General features: G+C 35.6%; 18 protein-coding genes. 17 read left to right on the forward strand and 1 reads right to left on the reverse strand.

Features of this window, described 5'->3' with window-relative positions; genetic code table 11:
- Positions 1–79: 79 nt before the first annotated feature.
- Positions 80–1,258 carry an IS256-like element ISEfm2 family transposase gene (locus MKX69_RS01325; protein WP_341008454.1) on the reverse strand — a complete coding sequence of 393 codons (1,179 nt, stop codon included), beginning with the start codon at positions 1,256–1,258 and terminating at the stop codon, positions 80–82.
- A gap of 228 nt (positions 1,259–1,486) precedes the next feature.
- On the opposite strand from MKX69_RS01325, the gene MKX69_RS01330 reads away from it, so the two are divergent.
- The 17 genes from MKX69_RS01330 (at position 1,487) to MKX69_RS01410 (ending at position 20,751) form a co-directional block, all read left to right on the forward strand.
- Positions 1,487–1,795, forward strand: a complete 309-nt coding sequence (locus MKX69_RS01330; RefSeq protein ID WP_104876373.1) for a DUF960 domain-containing protein — start codon at positions 1,487–1,489, stop codon at positions 1,793–1,795.
- 26 nt (positions 1,796–1,821) lie between these two features.
- Positions 1,822–2,121, forward strand: coding sequence for a 4'-phosphopantetheinyl transferase (locus MKX69_RS01335; protein ID WP_141409993.1), 300 nt, complete (start codon positions 1,822–1,824; stop codon positions 2,119–2,121).
- 173 nt (positions 2,122–2,294) lie between these two features.
- A complete protein-coding gene (locus MKX69_RS01340; protein WP_038811441.1) occupies positions 2,295–2,846 on the forward strand; it encodes a DUF1643 domain-containing protein in 552 nt (183 codons plus the stop codon).
- 144 nt (positions 2,847–2,990) lie between these two features.
- Positions 2,991–3,287, forward strand: a complete 297-nt coding sequence (locus MKX69_RS01345) for a hypothetical protein (RefSeq protein WP_002324318.1) — start codon at positions 2,991–2,993, stop codon at positions 3,285–3,287.
- Positions 3,280–4,170 carry an EcsC family protein gene (locus MKX69_RS01350; protein ID WP_141409994.1) on the forward strand — a complete coding sequence of 297 codons (891 nt, stop codon included), beginning with the start codon at positions 3,280–3,282 and terminating at the stop codon, positions 4,168–4,170. The genes MKX69_RS01345 and MKX69_RS01350 overlap by 8 nt, the downstream gene beginning before the upstream one ends.
- A gap of 81 nt (positions 4,171–4,251) precedes the next feature.
- Positions 4,252–5,259, forward strand: coding sequence for a DUF4767 domain-containing protein (locus MKX69_RS01355; RefSeq protein WP_341008461.1), 1,008 nt, complete (start codon positions 4,252–4,254; stop codon positions 5,257–5,259).
- Positions 5,260–5,780: 521 nt separating this feature from the next.
- Positions 5,781–6,140 (forward strand): hypothetical protein, encoded by a 360-nt coding sequence (locus tag MKX69_RS01360; RefSeq protein WP_341008463.1) that lies wholly within the window; start codon positions 5,781–5,783, stop codon positions 6,138–6,140.
- A gap of 62 nt (positions 6,141–6,202) precedes the next feature.
- On the forward strand, positions 6,203–7,162 hold the full coding sequence (locus tag MKX69_RS01365; RefSeq protein ID WP_000222573.1) for an IS30 family transposase: 960 nt from the start codon (positions 6,203–6,205) through the stop codon (positions 7,160–7,162).
- 25 nt (positions 7,163–7,187) lie between these two features.
- Positions 7,188–7,769, forward strand: a complete 582-nt coding sequence (locus tag MKX69_RS01370) for a hypothetical protein (RefSeq protein ID WP_341008465.1) — start codon at positions 7,188–7,190, stop codon at positions 7,767–7,769.
- Between the two features lie 183 nt (positions 7,770–7,952).
- Positions 7,953–10,628, forward strand: coding sequence for a DUF927 domain-containing protein (locus MKX69_RS01375; protein ID WP_341008467.1), 2,676 nt, complete (start codon positions 7,953–7,955; stop codon positions 10,626–10,628).
- A 181-nt stretch (positions 10,629–10,809) separates the two neighbouring features.
- On the forward strand, positions 10,810–11,049 hold the full coding sequence (locus tag MKX69_RS01380; RefSeq protein ID WP_341008469.1) for a hypothetical protein: 240 nt from the start codon (positions 10,810–10,812) through the stop codon (positions 11,047–11,049).
- Positions 11,050–11,064: 15 nt separating this feature from the next.
- A complete protein-coding gene (locus MKX69_RS01385; RefSeq protein WP_341008471.1) occupies positions 11,065–12,438 on the forward strand; it encodes a recombinase family protein in 1,374 nt (457 codons plus the stop codon).
- 3 nt (positions 12,439–12,441) lie between these two features.
- Positions 12,442–14,079: a recombinase family protein gene (locus MKX69_RS01390; protein WP_341008473.1), complete on the forward strand. Its 1,638-nt coding sequence runs from the start codon at positions 12,442–12,444 to the stop codon at positions 14,077–14,079.
- A gap of 262 nt (positions 14,080–14,341) precedes the next feature.
- Positions 14,342–14,602, forward strand: coding sequence for a hypothetical protein (locus MKX69_RS01395; RefSeq protein WP_073490720.1), 261 nt, complete (start codon positions 14,342–14,344; stop codon positions 14,600–14,602).
- Between the two features lie 82 nt (positions 14,603–14,684).
- Complete coding sequence (locus tag MKX69_RS01400; protein WP_104890491.1) at positions 14,685–16,469, forward strand: type I restriction-modification system subunit M; 1,785 nt, start codon at positions 14,685–14,687, stop codon at positions 16,467–16,469.
- Positions 16,462–17,706, forward strand: coding sequence for a restriction endonuclease subunit S (locus tag MKX69_RS01405; protein ID WP_104890492.1), 1,245 nt, complete (start codon positions 16,462–16,464; stop codon positions 17,704–17,706). Before MKX69_RS01400 ends, MKX69_RS01405 begins: the two co-directional genes overlap by 8 nt.
- Before the next feature lie 12 nt (positions 17,707–17,718).
- Complete coding sequence (locus tag MKX69_RS01410) at positions 17,719–20,751, forward strand: type I restriction endonuclease subunit R (protein WP_341008478.1); 3,033 nt, start codon at positions 17,719–17,721, stop codon at positions 20,749–20,751.
- The last annotated feature ends 129 nt before the right edge of the window (positions 20,752–20,880 follow it).

Raw genomic sequence — 20,880 nt, forward strand, 5'->3', positions numbered from 1 at the left:
ATAAGAATTCCTCCAATAAACTATTTTGGGAGCGTCAATAATTTTGTGTAAATAACTCGTCCTTCTGCAAAATAATGGGTTACTCAGTAAACATTGAAGCTAATGTATCCGTCACTTGTTGGAAGCCTTTATGGCTTCTATTTAAGAATTTTTGATTGTATGTATCAAAGATGGATACTAGGAAACGCTCTAGTGATTCTTCATTTTGAAACTGATCTTTTCTGCGGCTGTATTTCTTGATTTGTTTATTGAAAGATTCGATTAAATTAGTTGAGTAAATGCTTCGGCGGATACCAGGCGGAAACTCATAAAAAGTCAATAAATCTTGATTTTTTATCAGTGACTGCGTCACTTTAGGATAAGTTTTCTGCCACTTCTCAATCATACTCCCTAAAAAGGTATTTGCCTCTTCCTTTGAGCTAGCTTGATAAACAGCCTTAAAATCATCACAGATTTCTTTTCGGTCTTTGACACGTACTTTATGAGCAATATTACGGGAAACGTGAACACAGCAATGTTGGTATTTAGCTTTAGGATAAATCTGGTGAATCGTATCTTTCATGCCTTTTAAGCCATCGGTAATAAACAGTAAGACATCATGAACCCCTCTGGAGTAAATGTCCTGTAACAACTCATTCCAAACGTAGGTCGATTCAGTCGGAGCAATCGCATAACTTAGTACTTCTTTAGTGCCGTCTTCTCGTATACCAATGGCAATATAGATTGCTTCTTTGGAGACGGTTTGCCGTTTTAAAGGAATATAAGTAGCATCCATGAAAATAGCGACATACTTATCATTTAGAGTTCTAACTTTAAATGCATTTACTTCTTCAGTCAGCACTTTAGTTATATTGGACATGGTTTGGAGCGTGTAGTGATGCCCATACATTTTCTCAATCAAGTCTGCGATTTCCGACATGGTAATACCTTTTCGGAAGAGGTGAATGACGGTCTCCTCTAAGGTATCATTCGTCCGTCTATAAGCAGGAACAGTCTGTTGCTTGAACTCGCCGTTGCGGTCGCGCGGAATCTGGAGATGAAGTTCCCCGTACTCGGTCTTGACCGTACGGTCATAGGAGCCGTTACGAGAATTACCCGTGTTAAAACCAATACGATCGTACTTTTCGTAATCGAGGAAAGCCGTTAACTCCGTTTTGAGAAGCGTATTGACAGCTTTTTCCAAATGGACACGGAATAATTCATTCAAATCGCCTTTGTTCGCTAGAGTCTTTAGAATTTCTGTAGTAAAATCGTTCATATGGAAGTCCTCTTTTCTGTGAATGTGTTGTGGTAACTCTATTCTACAGAAGGGACTTCCTTTTTTCTATTTACACAAAATATTTTACACTCTCACTATTTTTAGTACTGTCTGTTTTTAATAGTATAAAATGAATCAAATTGAATATCAAATATATATTATATCCATGAAGCCCAATCTTCTATAAAAAAGATTGGGCTATTTTTTATGGCAAAGGAGGAAAAAGAAATGTTTCAAAATAAAGGACAACGTTATGTCACAAAGGGAGTAATGGACAGTTTGCCGGTGGAATTACAAGCTTTATGTTGGAATCTAATCGATCAAAACGTTCAAAAGCAACTTCCTTTAGACTATCTTCAAATTTTTGAATTTTCTACGGAAAAAGGAAATCAAAAGTTGGTTCATCGTCAAGAAGAACCGGAAGAAAGAAAAGAGTATCTGATTTCACCTAAGCTTTGTTTGAAATCAGTGTCTCAAAAAATATGGGTCATTGATTCGGGTGAGTATCAAACGATGTTATTACCAGAAGAATACTAGTATCTAAAAGAAAGGAGCGAAATGACTTGTTAGAAACGGCTATCGAAGTACTGGAAAAGTGTGCACAGCTAGTCACTACTTCTGAAGAGTGGGGCTATGAATCCGTTACGATGGAAAAAGAGGAAATTGAAATGGGTATGCTTCCTAAAGATGTTACTCTACCACGTTTAGTAATGACACATCTTTATATTTATTGCGCACCAGAAGATGGGAAAGACTACGTGGTTTATTTCATTACAGATATTACCAGCCAGCGAGAATTTGTTCGCGGGTTACTGGTAGAAGGACGTTTGGTTTGGAGTCAGATTGGAGGAACCAATGAATAAGATCGATTATTTGAGAATGATTGCGAAATGTTTAGAAGATATCCTTACAGCGATTCATCAAATTCTGAAGAAAAAAGGAGAAAGAATATGAAATATTTTCAACTAGTATTGACACTTATAGCGGCAATGGTGATTGAATTGCTTGAACAAAAATTAGCATAGGAGAAAAAGAGATGATTGAAAAAGAATTAGTGACCACACAAACAGAGGTTTGGCGAGACCCTCATCATACCCATCGCTATGTTTTCAAACGACAATGGGCGATCAAAGGAAAAGAAGCGGAAGAAAAATTAGCGGTAGTCATTACCATTCGTCCAACAGATACAGAACCATTTACGAATGATTTGAGTATGTTGCTCATCGAAAAGAATATCCGACAATTGGGATTTACTGGTTTTATTGCCGTGAATCTTTTTTCGTATACAAAAGCGAAAAGTCCTCGGGTATTTCCTCGAGGAAATGATGAACAATCTTTGGAAATATTAACGACTGTTTTTACAGAAAAGAAAATCAATACCATTATTTTTGCTTGTGGTTCGATTACAGCGACGAGTCAAGTGGCTTATGAACAGGCAAAGACTATTTACGATCAATTGAGTGCGAAACAAAAGAAGATGACCAAAGTATTGATAAATGCAGAAGGCAAGTTATCCCACCCACTAAGTATTCATGTTCGTAATGAATGGCAATTGGCAGATAGTCAATTATTATTTCAAGAAAAATAACGTTTTATTTTCTCATGTTACTTATAAGTAGTTTTACATGCTTTTTGACTTTAAAAATACATGTGATGATACATGTTATATGCATTATCAATGAAGGAATCAATATGATATTTTTAAAATGTCAGAGGAAATGGAGGTGAGCAAGTGAAAGTAGATGGGGAATGTTTGACGAGTTCGTATAAAAGTATCTATGAATTTTTTGAGGAAAAAGGACTAGACACGGATTTACTTTATCAGTTTTATATTGCTTTTCGTGGGCAACAGTTATCGTTTCCAATGAAAATGTATGACCGAGAATTAGTCGCTCAAAAAATTGAAACAATGGTACAAGAAAACCATTCCATTGATTCTAGGAAATTAACGGATAGGTATGGTTTTTCAACGAGATGGATTCAAAGTATTATCAGACAACAACAAAAGGAGCAACATGTACATGGCTAATGAAGAAACAGTAGGTTTGAGAATCATAGAAGAAGCATTCAAATTACCAATGGTCAAAGTTGATCGTCGAGCATTTTTGATTCAAACATTTCAAGGAAAAGTTTCTGATATTGAAGGACTCATAGAAAAGGGTCCACAAGCATTTTTATCCAAAGAAATGCTAGATCGTGAAGCACAAAAATGTATTCAATCGATTACCTTGAAATCAAGTGCGGTATCGTTAGCAACTGGACTGCCAGGAGGTATCGCTATGGCAGCAACTATTCCAGCGGATCTCCTTCAGTTCTTTGGTTATTCATTACGATTAGCACAGGAAATTTCGTACATTTATGGATTTAAGGATTTAATGGGAGAGAATGGAGAGCTCAGTGAAGAAGCAAAGAATACGTTGATATTGTATTTGGGAATTATGCTTGGAGTAACTTCTGCAGGTTCTGCTGTACGAGCGATGTCTGGAAAGTTATCTACACAAGCATTGAAAAAGATTCCTCAAAAAGCATTGACACAAACGTTGTATTATCCAGTAATCAAACGAGTACTAGGTATTTTTGGTACAAAGTTAACTAAAAATACCTTTGCGAAAGGTATTTCTAAAGCAGTACCAGTTGTGGGAGGCATTGTTTCAGGAGGCATCAATTACTTGTCTATGAAACCAATGGCAACAAAGCTTCAAACAGAGTTAGGGAAAAATGTAGCGTATACAGAAGAAAGTCTCCAACAAGATTTAGATATTTTAGAAGGTGAATTTGAAGAAGTATCTTCTGATATCGTGTCTTCTGATACAGTTCTTTCTCAATTAGAAAGACTTTCTCATTTGTTGGAAACGAATATGATTACAGAAGAAGAGTTTCAACAATTGAAGCAAGAGCTGTTAAAGAAATAATTATTTAGAAAAAGCAACCACTTATACGGGTGGTTCTTTTTCTTGAATGAATTCAAATTTATTATTAGGAGAAGAAACAGGATGAAAGCAAAACGATTATTCCTATTAGGCATGATTCTTTTACTTGGAGGATGTTCTACTGTCTCTCAAAATGAACAAAAGAAACAAGTGGATTCAACAACTCATGAAACTGAAACAACAAGAAAGGAATCTTCTACAAAAGAAATAGAAACAACTACTCTAGAAACTAACACAACAGAGTCTAGTAAGGCAACGAGTTCAGATACGAGTGATTCTCAAATAAAACAAGAATTATGGGATACAAATAAATTTACCCAACTAGCAACTTTTGTCACACAATGGGGAAAGACATTAGGGCAAGAATATAAAAGCTACAATCCTCAGAATAATGTAAGTCTGTATGGCACTCCTTTACCACAAGCCGTGATTAATGGCAATTGGAAAATGGCAATCAATGAAGCACCAGTTACCGTACAATGGTCAGAAGATGGAACTGGTCATGCAGATTTCAATTTAGTAGCGGTTTATTCTGATGTAGAAACTGGGGAATATTTAGGGCAGCATGTATATTTCTTTGGTTTTCAAAATGGACAACCTAAAGTTTATTTAACGCAACAAAATCAGGGTAATGAAAATAATTATATGTACTTTAACGAAACTCAAAATCAACAGCTAAAACAAGGTTTCATTGATATTGTGAATGGACAAACTCCTCAAACTCCAGTAGTAGAAGAAGCTACTCAACAAGCAACAACTACAACGACGCAATCTACAAGTAGCTCAGCAATTTCAAGTTGGGAAGCTGCTAAAGAAACTGTACTAAATAATAAAGCGTTATGGATTTATGAGTCTCCAGATAAAAATGAAGCAAATACTAATATTATTGAATCCACCCAATATAGAAAAGATTTAATGCAAGATGAAAATGGAGAATTTTATCCAGTTGATATTTCTACTGATGATATTGGAAATACGGTAATGAATGGAGGAAAACAATTCCGTGTTTATACAGATGGAAGAATTTCTCAACGTATTGGAATGACTAACAATTTTCAAATGATTAAATAATTGAAAATATTATTTATCAAAGAAAAACTGATTTTGAGAAAAATTATTTAATTTTCTTAGAATCAGTTTTTTTATAAAGTAAAAATGCGAAATTAAGTAGATGAGAGTGATGATGTTCGAAATATCTATTATTTTTAATAAGAATACATAAGCTATCTAGTTTGTAAACAATGAGAGAAAAAACATCAATATTTTTTATCAAAGGTATTTAAAATTTCTTCTAATGTTATAGAATTTAGTTATATTAAATTTTAGCGGTAGGAACGGTAAGGAGGTGAGAACATTAAGAATTAAGGGCTTTTAGTTTATTCTTTCTCTCCCTGTCTACCGGTGAAAACATTTAATATAAAAAAAGGATAAAGTCGATAAAGGCGGACTCAATCGATATTACCGGTAGAGAGACCAGTTTTTTTTTAAGAATAAAGTGTGAATTGACGTATCTTTTATTCTTTTTTCTAGTCTACCGGTAAATTTTGAGAGGAGCGTCATATGAAATTTATTATGAATAAGGAGATGTATTAATGGATACAAATTATGCAAAAAAGATAAATTTTGATGTGGATAAACTTTATAAAAGTTTGATAGTTGTTCCCAAAAATAAATCAGAAGATGGGAATTATGAGTTAGAAGTTTTGCAATTTAAGATTGAACAAAAGTCCAGTGAAAGATTTATGAGCGATCAATTAGTGAAAATCAAAAAATGGCTCCCTATGATTGATCAATTAGTATCTAATAATAAGGAAGCTAAAAATTTATGTATTTTTGTCTTATTATTACATGGAAGAGTTATTAACTTAGTTAATCGAAAAAGTACGACTAAATTTGCAAACTCATTCTGGTTTTTAAAAAACGCCGATTGTAAAATTAAGCTAGACAACTAAAAAAGTCATTTGTGCTACACTCAAAATAGTTCCGTCCAAAGAATTATAAGGAGTGAGTACAAATGACCTATACCCATCTTACAACGGATGAACTTGTAATGATAGAGTCTTATTTCAAAATAAATCAATCTGTTGCGAAAACTGCGCATTGCTTGAATCGTTCAAGACAAACGATCCATAAAGTATACCTGTTCTTCAAGCAAGGAAAATCAGCCTTAGAGTACTATCAACAGTATAAGAAAAACAAATCAAACTGTGGTAGACGCCCGCTTGTTTTACCTGAGGAACAATCAGAATATATTCAAAGAAAGGTTGTTCAAGGATGGACACCCGATGTGATTGTTGGTCGTGCAGCGTTTCCTATTCGTTGTTCTGCTCGTACCATTTATCGTATGTTCAAAAAGGGGCTATTTAATCCTTCTGACTTACCGATGAAAGGCAAGCGTAAACCAAATGGACATCAAGAAAGACGTGGAAAACAAGCTTTCCGTCGCTCTATTCATGAACGTGAAAAAGATTATAGCCAATTCTCAAATGAGTTTGGTCACCTTGAAGGTGACACTATCGTAGGTTTGAAACATAAAAGTGCTGTAATTACCTTAGTTGAGCGATTATCAAAAGTTATCATCACATTGAAACCGTGTGGTAGACAAGCGATTGATATTGAAAACAAATTAAATCATTGGTTTGAATCTGTACCGAAAAATCTATTCAAATCCATCACTTTTGATTGTGGAAAGGAATTTTCAAATTGGAAACAGATCAGTAATGCCAATGATATTGCCATTTATTTCGCTGATCCAGGAACGCCGTCTCAAAGAGGCCTAAACGAGAATTCTAACGGATTGTTACGTAGAGATGGTTTATTGAAATCTATGGATTTCAATTCAGTAGATGAATCTTTTATTCAATCTGTCGCATCGAAACGAAATAATATTCCTAGAAAATCACTGAATTATCGAACACCTTTGGAAGTATTTTTGAGTTACGTAAGTATTGATGATTTGTCTAACTTAATTTGACAATTAAGAAAATATTAATAAAACAGTGGAAAAGAATGGAGTTTATAAAGGTGATTTTCATTTTCAAAATGCTGAGACTATTGAACGAGAACATCATTATTTCGATTTATTAGTGAATACAGTGGTAGAATTAGCGAAATGGGCAAAGTCAAACGAAACTTATAGTCAAGTACTTAAAAGAATTATGAGTCAAGAAACTTCATTTATCTATGAGTTAAGCAAGTCAAATTTGAAATATACTTATAATGAAGATGAACTTGAAATTTTAGATAATCCAGAAAATTCACAATGGATTAAAGAGTTGAAGAGAGAAGACTTTATTAAGACACTAAGAATTCTAAAATCGTTATTTGATTTGAAATTAGCCAAAGCTACCATCATGGGAATTGAAAGAGATTCATATTATTGGGAGGAAATTGGACTATATGCTCCCCAGATTGAAGGCGAAGATAAAGAGAAAAGGATAGACAACATTATTAACTATATTAATAGTTTAAGTGAACCTTTAAAACGTAGAGGACTTGATTTTATAGGAACATTAGGATGGACAGAAACATACTATGAGAAAATATATAAAGAAATAATTGAACAATATTTTCCTAAATAATTTAATAAGGATTGATTTATCGTAAAAGAAAAAAAGTTGTGATTTTGGAAATCACAACTTTTTTCTTTTGTCAATATTTTGAGTGGGATATATTTTTGTAGAACTGAAGATCATGAAATTATGAGAGGTTGGAGGTAATGTAGTCATACAAATAAAAATTTTTTAGAAAGTGAGTGGTAATTAATGAAAATGAATCACACTTCAATTCAGAAGCATTTACAACTGTTAAATACACTGGGGATTTCTTATGTTAATTTGAGAACTTTTTCTACATTAAACAAGAGAACCGTTTCTCATATTTTTTCTACTGCAGATTCTCAAGCAATTATTAACTATTTAGAAAAACAGAAATTGTCTGAAGGTACAGTAAACATAACTTATAATCCTATTAAACAAGAGGTGATTACACAAAAAAAGCATTCTGTGAGAGACAATGATATTGAAAAAATTCGGTTTGTATTTATTGATATTGACCCTAAAAGGAAAGAGGGAAGTGCAACAGATAGCGAAAAGAAAAAGGCAGAAAATGTTATGGAACAAGTAGAACGTTATTTGAAAGAACAGGGAATAGAATCATTTGTAAAAGTTGATAGTGGGAATGGCTACCATATTTTTCTTCCCATAAATGAACAACCAAATAATCACGAGACGATTCTTACTATTCAGAATTTTCTTCAATTACTTCACCGAAGATTTGGAGTAGAAGATGAAGTTGATATTGATACTTCTGTTTATAATCCTTCAAGATTATGCAAATTAGTTGGTACACCAGCGGTCAAAGGAAAGTCCACAAAAGAGCGTCCGCATCGTTTATCTAGTTTCCTTTCTATTCCCGATAACATAGATAGAAGTAATTGTTTTAAAATTCTTGAACAGATAGTTGAAGAAAATTCCATGATGTCAACCTCTAGAGTAAAAAGCCATCCATCTTTTAGAGAAGTGTTACCTTTTATTCAAGCAGACTATAAACAATGGTTAGCTCACTATCCTGAATTAACTTATACCATAAAAGAGGGCGATCATAAAGGAGTTACCTTACTTATATTTGACGAATGTCCATTAAGAAAACACACGAATAATTCTAATGGTTCTTGTTTGTCTGTTACGGCTGATAATAAGATTCGATTTCATTGTCTGCATGCTTCGGATAAAAATAAAGATATTCAAGACTTTGTAAAAAAATATCCGTTGCCAAAACCTGTAAATCCTTCTGTAGAATCATTAGAATCCAATCAAGAATATTATTTTGACCAGTTTAAACTGAATCAAGAAGGAGTATTTTTGGTGAAAGAAGGTCAAGAAGAAAAAGTTGCTTGTCCGATGTTTATTAAGCAAATACGCAAAAATATCGAACAAAAAGTCATTACACTTGTTCTTGCCTATTATGTCGATCATTGTTGGGATGAAATAGAAATAGAAGGTGGATGTTTACAAACTAATAATTTTAAACAATTAGCAAAACATGGCTTAATCATTAAAGCTAGAAGAGAAGCTGAAGTCGTTGACTTTTTACAGATTCAACGGGAGAATGCTCCAATCTTTTTTGAACATGAATCTCTTGGCTGGAAAAAAGAAAATGAAGCAATGATTTTTCAGTTACAAGATTCTTTTGGACGTGAAATTCCTTCTGTATTAACTAAAAACTCATGCTACCAATTAACAACTAATGGTACAGAAGCGGAATTTGACGCATTGGTTCATAAGTATGTTTTAGGAACGAACTTAGAACTTGCTTGGTCGATTGGTATTGCTTCTATTGTGTTAGGCTATTTAAACGTTACGAAGGCTAATACTTTTTTGAGTTTACTAATTAACCTACAGGGCAAGAGCACAACGGGTAAAACCACTACGTTACACTTTATTGCCTCTTTATTTGGAAATCCAACTACGGTTCTTAGAAATATGAATGCTACCAATAAAGCCATTATAAAGCTAGCATCAAACAATCAGGGAGGTGTTCCACTAATACTAGATGAGTTAGGAGCAGCAACTCAAAATAACTTTAGCTCGTTGATCTATCAATTAGCTTCAGGAGAAGAAAGGCTAAGATTAGATTCTAATTGTCAGCTTATGCCACAAGAGACTTTTTCTGTTTTGACCCTTACCTCTTCTGAAGAGCGTTTGGAAAATTATTTCAATGAGAAATTAACTGGTTTGAAAGTTCGATATATCGAGTTTTCTGATATCAAGTTTACAAAGGATGCGAATCACGCAGAGAAAGTTAAAAGTCTTTCTTCTAATACTTTTGGTTGGGGTATAAAGTTATTTCTTTTGAAACTCTTTGAACAAGGGATTGCAAAAATTGAAGCAACTTTTGTCGAAGCTCAAAAAAAAATATGGGCTGTTTTACCTGAACATTCTTTGAAGCAACGCATTGGTAATAATCTAGCTTTGATTTATAGTGGAGCTCTCCTAATTCAAGATATACTGGGCTATCCTTTACGATTAGAGCATATACAGACGGTGCTTATTAATTCGTACGAACAGTTAATTGTAGATACTAGTTTAGGAAGTGAGCAAACGGTATTTGACCGAGTGAAAACATTGTTGGTGATGAATAGCCATAAATTTTTAACAAACAGTGACAACAAACATACGCCCAGTACGATTTGGGGAAAAGTATCAATTCAAAAAAATGGGGATATTAAGGTAAATATTTTTCCTATCCCGTTTGAGGACTTGTTAAGGCGAGAATTTCAAGTAAAGGATCTAACCTATCTTTTTAGACAATTGCTTGATTCGGGTAATATGTGTGCAGAAAAAGGGAGAAGAACGAAACGTATTCACATGAATCGTCAAGTTCTTCCAACATACGAGATTCTATTACCTTCTTCACTCAAATCGTATTTTCGATTGTAATTTAGAATAAACCAAAGTATGAAAGTGAGGCACCATGTTATGGAAATATTTCTTATTGATTTAGCAAAACAACTGATTACTTATCTGTATGATGACGAGCAAACCCAAACGGAAGTAAATGAAGCTTGATCTATGCTTCATTTACTTCATTCAATCAAACATTTAAGAAAGGGGAATTCTAATGACTAAAAATAAAATGACACTAAAAGCAGAGGTTCTTCTGTATATTCAAGAACATTTTTCAAATCAAGCCTTTTTTACACAACCAATTTACTTGGCTTTCGAAATAAGAGGGGTATCTGCTGGATCTATTGGAGGTACTCTTCAAGCGTTGAAGAACGAAGGATATTTAGAAAATCGCTTTGTGCAACGTTCGTTCAATGGAAGAGATGTGAAAGAATGGTATTTAGTTCATTCATAGAGAGGGGAATCAAGCATGCGTGTGGCTTGTTATGATCGAACGTCTGTTTATGAAGAAGCGAAAATCAGTAATGACGCCCAATATGATGCAGTGAAAGAGTACGTTTTAGAGAAATATGAACAAATTCCTCAACGATTTTCAGACAAAGGAGAATCAGGGGAAAAAGCGGATCGTCCAGCTTTTCGACAGCTTAGAGCTTGGGTTTGTGCGTCAGAAGAAGAGGGGGTGATCTATGTCTGGCGTTATGATCGATTGGCACGTCAAGCCAAAATAGCCTTAGAATTTATTGAGTTGTGCCAACAACATCAAGTTCAAGTTTGTTCGATTTCTGAACCTCTTCCTGCTTCTTTCTCGCACACTTCAACGAATAAACTATTTGTGCAATTATTGTTCACTTTTGCAGAACAACAACGAAACGTCATTATTGAAAATGTTCGTGCCGGACTTGCCTACAAAAAGCAACAACGGCAATATCTATCTTCTGCGGTTCCATATGGGTATCGTTTAGTGAATGGGAAAATCCAACAAGAAGCACACGAAGCAAAAGTTGTCCGCCATATCTTTCAACTTTATTTGACTAAAAAATATGGCTACAAAAAGCTTTGTCAACGATTGACGCAACAAAAGCTCTTCTTGCGCGAACGTCCTTTTCAGCCCTATCACATTTATAGTATCCTAAAAAATCCATTGTACTATGGCGAAATCAAAGGAGGCTCTTTGGGGAAGTATCTAGGAACCTTTGAACCGATTCTCTCAAAAACAACTTTTTTACAAGCTCAAGAGATTCGACAATCCAGACGTACAGCTAAAAAAGATACGTATCCGTACTTATTACGTCAAAAAATTAAGTGTCCCTTCTGTGGTCGTCATCTGAGTTCGAAGTATCAATGGAATACAAAGAAGACGAAGACGCTTCATTATTATCATTGTACCGACCGAAGCTGCCAAGGAATCTTTCTTCGGGCAGAAAGGGTTGAGTCAGAAGTATTGGAAAAGATACAGGCTTTTTTTCAATACGAAGGCGTCTATCAAGCCTTGATTGCCCAATTGACGCAACAATTAGCCGAAAAGCGAAAAGATGAAAAACACAAAGTAATCCAACAAAAGAAACAAGAAGCACAATGGCTCAAGGCATTTGAAGAGGGCAATTGTTCACTGGAAGAACTCAAGCAACAGCTGCAAGCTCTTCAAAAGCCGAGGTCTACTTCTTCGTTTCTTTCACTCCAACAGTGTGAAGCAAAAGTGAAAGAATGGCTTCACCTAAAAGACCTCTCTAGTCGACAATTGTTATGTGACCATGTTTGTCGGATCGAGGTAACAAAGGAAAAAACAGTCTGTGGGATTTACTTTCGACAACTGACACAAAATATTTTAGAAGGGAACGAATGATCTATGGAAACGATACCAACCAAACGAGTCGCATTATATATTCGAGTGAGTACACAAGAACAAGCTTTAGAAGGACATAGTATTCAAGCACAAGAACAAAATGGACGACAGTTTGCCGAACGGATGGGCTATGAAGTGGTAGAAGTTTATGCCGATGAAGGGATTAGTGGGAAATCCACAAAAAATCGGTTCGCCTATCAACGAATGATGAACGATGCTCGGAACCATCGTTTTGATCTACTAGTGATTTGGAAATTGACCCGTCTCGGACGCAATATGTTAGATGTCTTACAAACCGTCGAGGAACTGTTGCGATATGATGTGGGGTTACATTCGATCTCGGAACAATTTGACGTGACTACTTCGACAGGAAAACTAATGTTACAACTCCTTGGGAGTTTCGGTGAATTTGAACGCAACCAAATTGCGGAGAATGTTCAGATGTCAATGCAAAGCTTAGTGAAAGATAAAAAGCGTTATGCAGGTGGACGACGTTTAGGCTATGTCAGTGGTATTGACACGAATGGTCAAAAACAATTGGTCATTGAACCAGAAGAGGCGAAAATTGTTCGTCTGATCTATGCAAAATATTTAGGTGGAGCAGGGTATCGAGCGATTGCCAATTTTTTGAATCGTCAAGGATATCAAACAGTCAAAAAGAATGCTTTTTCTACCACGGCAGTCAAAGATATCTTACGCAATAAAATTTATGCAGGATATTTAGAATATGCACGCTATATCAATTGGGAAACCAAACGACGGAAAGGAAAAAATCCGAAACCGATTTTAGTGAAAGGAACCCATGAGCCGATTATTTCGGAAGAAGATTATCAAAAAGTACAAGAACGCCTTGCTTTAGAAGGAAAACAACCCAAATGGAACCATACAGGTGAAAATGTATTGACGGGGTTGTTACGTTGTCCAGAATGTGGGGCACCGATGGCAGCGAGTAATGTCACAAATACCCTAAAGGATGGCACAAAGAAACGGATTCGATATTATTCTTGTTCAGTTTTTCGAAATAAGGGAGCAAGTGTGTGTCATGCCAATTCGATTCGTGCCGAACAAGCGGAAACATTTGTCGCCGACCGGTTAAAGGAAATTATTCAGCTACCAGAAGTTCTTCCCCGATTGGTGGCAGCGTTAAATGAAGAAATAGCGCGACAAAGCCAACCATTGGAACAAGAACTCGTGGTGTTACTGGAACGAAAGGAAGAATTGAAGACTAAAATTGAAAAATGGGAAGTTGCTTTGGAAGATAGTCCTGAATTGTTTCCGATGTTAAAAGACCGCTTAGACGAATTGACTGAAAAACGACGACAGTTGCACATTCGAGAAAATGAAATCTTAGGGATCTTTCAACAACAAGGAGAGCCGATTCAAGTCAAAGATGTCCAACGGATATTGACTAGTTTGGATCGTTTTCTTGCCCAGAGTGAGAAGAAGCAAATCAAAGCCTTGTATCGTACCTTTATTGAGAAAATAACCTTTGATCCTAACCATAAGGAGATATTGGAAATTACGATGAAATTCACGCCTGCCGTGGTACAACAATTGAATGAGCAATATCAAATAGCCGTATCCAAAACAAAGGATACGGCTATTTTTGTGTTAAAGACACCTTTTAAGTTAACGATCTAGTCTAGGTTATATCAAGCAATGTGAGAGGGGCGCTAACGCTTCTCTAGCGATTTGAAATCGTTAGAGGAGTCGTTAGGGAGGTCCGTATCATAAGTGAGGGTGTTTTTAAATCAGCTGCTACTTATATATAAATGTCGTTGAAGTAAAAGATCGGTTCATGAATTACTAATGGCCCTAGCATTCACTATCGGGTAATTAGATTATTTTTCATGTTGTCTAGGGATTGAAAAATATAATTATCATTCGCTAAAAAGTTTAAAATATGAATGATATAATTGAAAAGGACATTTTAGCATATGAAAACCATCTAGAAATAGAGGACTTTTCTAAAATGATTGATGTTGATAGAATAAATCTTAATAATAAGATAGTAAAAGGCTACTCAGCAAGCTTGAAACAGGAAGTTGACTTGTATATTTTAAACAAGCACAATACTATTATACTATCGATAATTACCCTAATGGACGGTAAATTTAATTTGCCATCTCGTAATAAAAAATTAAATAATGAAATTATTCTATGAAGGAGTACTACTATCTTAAAAAAGATTTATACGAATAAAGAGCTATCTTTAAACTATACAAACGAATTGAGGATGAATTTTAGTGAACGAAACAAAACGCAATGAACAAACAACCCAGTTTATCCAAAAGAAAGCCAATATGATATGGAATGTGGCGGATATATTAAGAGGATTATACAAACCCCATGAGTATGGGAAAGTCATCTTACCTATGACAGTCATCAAACGTCTTCACGATACCTTATTACCAACCCGTCATGCTGTTTTAGAAGCTGCTGAAAAATACAAAGAGATGAACGACACGATGCGAAGTCGTTTTTTGGAAAAAGCATCAGGCTTTGCTTTCTATAATACGAGTATGTTCACCTTTGATACCTTGATTGCAGATGCGAACAATATCGAGGAAAATTTCCGTGCTTATTTAAACGGTTTTTCCGACAATATGCAGGATATCTTATCAAATTTCAAGTTTGAGCAAGAAATTACGAATATGGCAGAGAATAACATGCTTTTCGCTGTGATCACTGAATTTAATAAGGCATCTTCTTATCTTGGACCAGATATGGTTACTAGCACAGATATGGGGTATATTTTTGAAGAGCTAGTACGGAAATTTTCTGAAAGTTACAATGAAGAGGCAGGAGCTCACTTTACCAGTCGAGATATCATTTATTTAATGACAGACTTACTGCTTGCTGAAGATAGTGAGACACTTGTCGGGGAGAATGTTGTCAAAACGGTTTATGACCAAACCATGGGAACTTCACAAATGCTATCTGCGATGATCGAACGGATTCATGATTTTAATGAAAGTGTTGAAGTTCGGACATTTGGTCAGGAATTAAATCCGGAAACCTTTGCCATTGCGAAAGCTGATACGATGATTCGTGGCGGCGATCCAGAAAATATGACAAAAGGAAATACGTTATCCAATGATCAATTTACTGATTATACCTTCGATTATTGTATTTCTAATCCGCCTTTTGGTATTGACTGGAAAAGTGCAAAAGCAGCAGTAGAAGCAGAACATAAACTAGGCGAAGCAGGGCGCTTTGGACCTGGTCTGCCTAAAATTAGTGATGGCCAGTTGCTGTTTCAATTAAATGGTGTAGCTAAACTGAAAGAAACCGGGCGGATGGCGATCATCCATAATGGTTCCGCACTATTTTCAGGAAATGCTGGTGGCGGGGAGAGTGCGATTCGACAATATGTCATCGAAAATGACTGGGTAGAAGCAATCGTTCAGTTACCGACAGATTTGTTTTACAATACGGGAATTTCTACCTATATCTGGATTTTGACGAAAAACAAGTCGGCTGAACGTCAAGGAAAAATTCAACTGATCGATGCTTCGAAAATGTTTGAAAAACGTCGCAAAAATATTGGGAATAAACGAGTGGATATTACTGAAGAATGTCGTGAGATGATCGTCAAAGCCTATGGTGAGTTCCAAAGCCGTGAATATAAGTTAGTTGATAAAATAGTTGAATCGAAAATCTTTGATAATGCAGATTTTGGTTTTACCAAAGTGACTGTAGAGAGACCTTTGCGTGATGAAAACGGCGAAATTATTCTGAAAAAAGGCAAACCAACACCGGATGCTAGCCTACGAGATACAGAAGATATTCCTTTGAAAGAAAATATTCAAGAATATTTTGAACGAGAAGTACTGCCATTTAATCCAGATGCTTGGATGGATCGCAAGAAGGATAAAGTAGGTTTTGAAATCCCATTTACTCGTCTGTTTTACAAATACACTGCACCAGAGCCCTCAGAGGTTATTGCGGAGCGCATCAAACAACTAGAAGAATCAATCGTAGCTAACTTTAAAGCACTCTCTGGAAAGGATGTGAGCAACGTTGACTAGGAAAATGAAAGACTCTGGAGTGGAATGGATTGGGGGAATTCCGGAAAGTTGGGAGTTGGTTAAGATTGGGCAACATTTCAAGCAACGGAATGAAAAAGTTTCTGATTTGGATTTTAAACCTTTATCTGTAACTAAAAACGGCATCGTTCCACAACTTGATAATGCTGCTAAATCTTCAAACCATAATGACCGCAAACTCGTTAAAAAAGGAGATTTTGTGATAAATTCAAGATCTGATAGGAAACAATCTTCCGGAATTGCATATGAGGACGGTTCCGTTTCGCTAATAAATTTGGTAATAAAATCTAGAACGGTGGATACTAACTTTACAAATTACTTACTTAAAAATGCTGGTTTTGCTGAAGAATTCTATCGATGGGGTAACGGAATAGTTGCAGATTTATGGTCGACAAAATGGGATAGTATGAAAAGAATCCCAATTCCATTACCTGAACTAGCTGAACAGAAAAAAATTGCTAATGTAATTCGGGATAAAGTCAAAATTATTGATACCATCATTTCCGAAACCCAGCAATCCATCGATGAGTTAAAAAAATACAAACAAGCCTTGATTACTGAGACAGTGACCAAAGGATTGGATAAGAACGTTGAAATGAAGGATAGTGGGATTGAATGGATAAAAAAAGTTCCAAAATCATGGGAAATTAAGAAAACGAGATTTTTCCTGAAAGAGGTCTCAGAAAAAAACTACCCCAATGAAGAAATATTATCGCTTTATAGGGATTATGGTGTAATTCCAAAGAATAGTAGAGATGATAATCATAATGTTACATCACTAGATACTTCTGGTTATAAGCTCGTGAATCATAATCAATTGGTTATTAACAAGATGAAGGCTTGGCAAGGCTCAATGGCAATTTCAGAAATAAGAGGAATCATCTCACCTGCATACTACGTTTATGAAGTATTGGACAAGCAGATATATACTAAATTTCTTCATTATGCATTGCGTAATAATGCTTACTTAGATGAATACAGAAGGATATCTGCTGGATTAAGAATTGGTCAATGGGATCTTAACAAAGATTTGTTTAAAAATGTAAAAATTGCTTTTCCATCTACGATGGATGAACAAAGACAAATTGTAGACTTTCTTGAAGAAAAAATAAAATGGATTGATAATATTGTCATAGAGAAAGAACAACTATTAATTCAATTTGAACAACTAAAGCAATCACTAATCTACGAATACGTAACCGGTAAAAAAGAAGCCTAGGAGGTGATTCATTTGGTAGAGAACAAAGAAATTCGTTTTGAGCAGGATATTGAGACTTCACTCACTACGTATGGCAAATGGCAGAAGGAAACATTCAGCGAATCAAACTTTGATCCTACGATTGGTTTGGATACTCAAAAATTACTGCATTTTATTCAGAAAACCCAACCAAAACAGTGGGCACGTCACCAACGCAACTATAACAATGATGGAGAAGTTAAGTTCCTTCAACGCTTTAATCAAGAGGTAGAAACCCACGGCATGTTACATGTATTGCGCAATGGGATCAAAGACCGCGGTGTGCGCTTCAAAGTAGCTTACTTCAAACCCGCTTCAGAGCTTAATGATGAAACGATGGAAAAGTATGAAGCAAATAGTTTTACCTGTACTCGCCAGTTTGCTTACAGTCCTAATAACCATAAAACCATTGATATGGTTTTGTCGTTAAATGGTATTCCGCTCGTCGCTTTAGAATTGAAAAATCAGTACACTGGTCAAACAGTAGAAAATGCCAAACTCCAGTTTCAAAAAGATCGTGATCCCAAAGAATTGGTATTTCGTTTTAATCGCCGCTTCTTAGTCTATTTTGCGGTGGACCATACAGATGTTTATATGACGACAAAGTTGGACGGTAAAAAAACGTACTTCTTGCCATTCAATCAAGGTTCCAATGGGCCGGGAAGAGTTGGTGGAGCAGGCAATCCGTCCAATAAAGATGGCTACCCAACTGCCTACTTGTGGGAAAAGGTGCTTACTAGAGACAATTTGATGGATATTATCCAACGTTTTATGAATCTAGAGATTAAAAAAGAAAAGCAAGGCGACAGAGAAGTCACAAAGAAAACGTTGATTTTTCCTCGTTATCATCAGTTAGATGTGGTTCGAAAATTGGTTGCAGATGTAAAAAGCCATGGTAGTGGAGAAAATTATTTGATCCAGCATAGTGCTGGTTCTGGAAAATCTAATAGTATTGCATGGCTGGCATACCATTTATCCTCTATTCATGATCAACTGAACTACCCAATTTTTTCATCAATTATTATTGTGACTGATCGAACAGTGTTGGATCGCCAGTTGCAAAATACTATCATGAACTTTGATCATCAGACAGGTTTGGTAGAAACGATTGACGATCGTAAATCCTCTCAAGATTTAAAAGAAGCCATTAATGATGGGCGTAAGATCATTATTACCACTTTGCAAAAGTTCCCAGTGATCTATCAGGAAGTAGATCATGTCGAAGGGCGTAATTTTGCTGTGATTGTGGATGAGGCACATTCTTCACAAACTGGGAACAGTGCCCAGAAGCTAAAAGCCGCTCTTTCGGACAAATCTAAATCCTTGGAAGAGTATTATGAACTGGAAGGCGAAGTTGACGATGAATTACCAGATGCTGAAGATGAACTAGTTCAACAATTGGCAGCACAAGGTAAACATCAAAATTTAAGTTTCTTTGCTTTTACCGCTACACCGAAAGAAAAGACATTGGAAATGTTTGGTACGAAACAACCAGATGGGCATTTCGAACCCTTTCATGTTTACTCGATGCGCCAGGCGATTGAGGAAGGCTTTATCTTAGATGTGCTGAAGAACTATATGACCTATAGTACTTCCTACAAAATTGCCCGTGAAATTGAAGATAACCCAGAATTACCAAAGAGTGAAGCAACCCGAGCGATTGTTCGTTTCCAATCATTGCATCCTTGGGCAGTTGCTCAAAAGACGGCTGTGATGGTTGAGCAATTCCGAGCGGTTACTCGTACAGCTATTGGTGGGCAGGCAAAAGCAATGGTCGTTACCGCATCACGCTTACACGCTGTTCGCTATATGAAAGAATTTAAAAAATATATAGCGAACAAAGGTTATAATGACTTGGATGTGTTGGTTGCTTTTTCTGGTTCGGTAGTAGATGGAGAGACTGAATATACAGAAACGAAGATGAATGTCACAAAATCTGGTGAGAATGTTCGGGAGAATCAATTAAAGGAAGCTTTCCATACAGATAATTTTAATATCTTGATTGTTGCTGAAAAATATCAAACGGGTTTTGATGAACCATTGCTGCATACCATGTTTGTCGATAAGAAGTTAAAGGGTGTTAAAGCTGTTCAGACTTTATCACGACTCAATCGAACAATGCCTGGGAAGAAGGATACTTTTATTCTTGATTTTGTAAATGATGTTGAAGATATTGAAGCTGCTTTCCAACCCTTTTATGAACAAACAAATTTGAGAGAAGAAATCAATGTTAACTTGATTTATGATACTCAAAGCAAGCTACGAAAATTTAATGTTTACAATCAAGGTGACATTGAACGTGTCATGAAATTTGTGAAACAAGCCCAAAAGCAACAGAATGAGCGCTTGCTTGGACGAATTTCTAGCATGTTTAAGTCGATTATGGATCGCTATGAGGAAATGAATAAGGATAATCAGTACCAGTTTCGGGTGACTCTACGTAACTTTGGTAAGTGGTATGATTATATTTCACAACTTGATCGGTTATTCGATATGGAATTATTGGAGGAGCGAATTTTTACTGGATACTTGCTGAAGTTTCTACCTAAAGAAACACGAGAGAATATTGATATTTCTGACAAAGTAAAGTTGGAATATTATAAGTTACGTCAGGACTTTTCCGGTGAAATCCATCTAGTGAATAAAGAAGGCGAGCTAGTAAATCCAAAGTCAATTGATGCAGGAATCAAACCGCCAGATGAACGAGATTCACTAGAAGAAATCATTCATAAAATCAATGAACGATTTCCAAATGATTTTGACGAAGGAGACCGGGTGTTAGTAGAGATTTTGTATCGGTCATTTGCCGATAACCCAGATTTGAAGGTTGTCAGTATGGCTAAGAATAACGATGCTCAGATGTTTGAAAAATCGCTGTTCCCTGATGTATTTAAAGATAAGGTGATGGAGCAGTACGAGAAGAACAATGCAGCTTTTGAGAAAATGTTTGGGTATGATGATAAGTACTTTGATCTAGTATATACATTAGTTGCTAGAGATTTATACAAGTTATTACGGACGAAATAAAATTTATAAATAAGGATTAGGCAATACAATTTCTCTCAAAAATAAAGGAGAAGTTGTATTGTTTGCTTTTAAGAAAGCACTGAAAAATTTGTTACATACTAAATTGTCTGAACTCTGTCATATCAGCTA

This window comes from Enterococcus sp. FSL R5-0957 (assembly GCF_038008005.1).
In the GTDB taxonomy this organism is placed as follows: Bacteria; Bacillota; Bacilli; order Lactobacillales; family Enterococcaceae; genus Enterococcus_B; species Enterococcus_B faecium.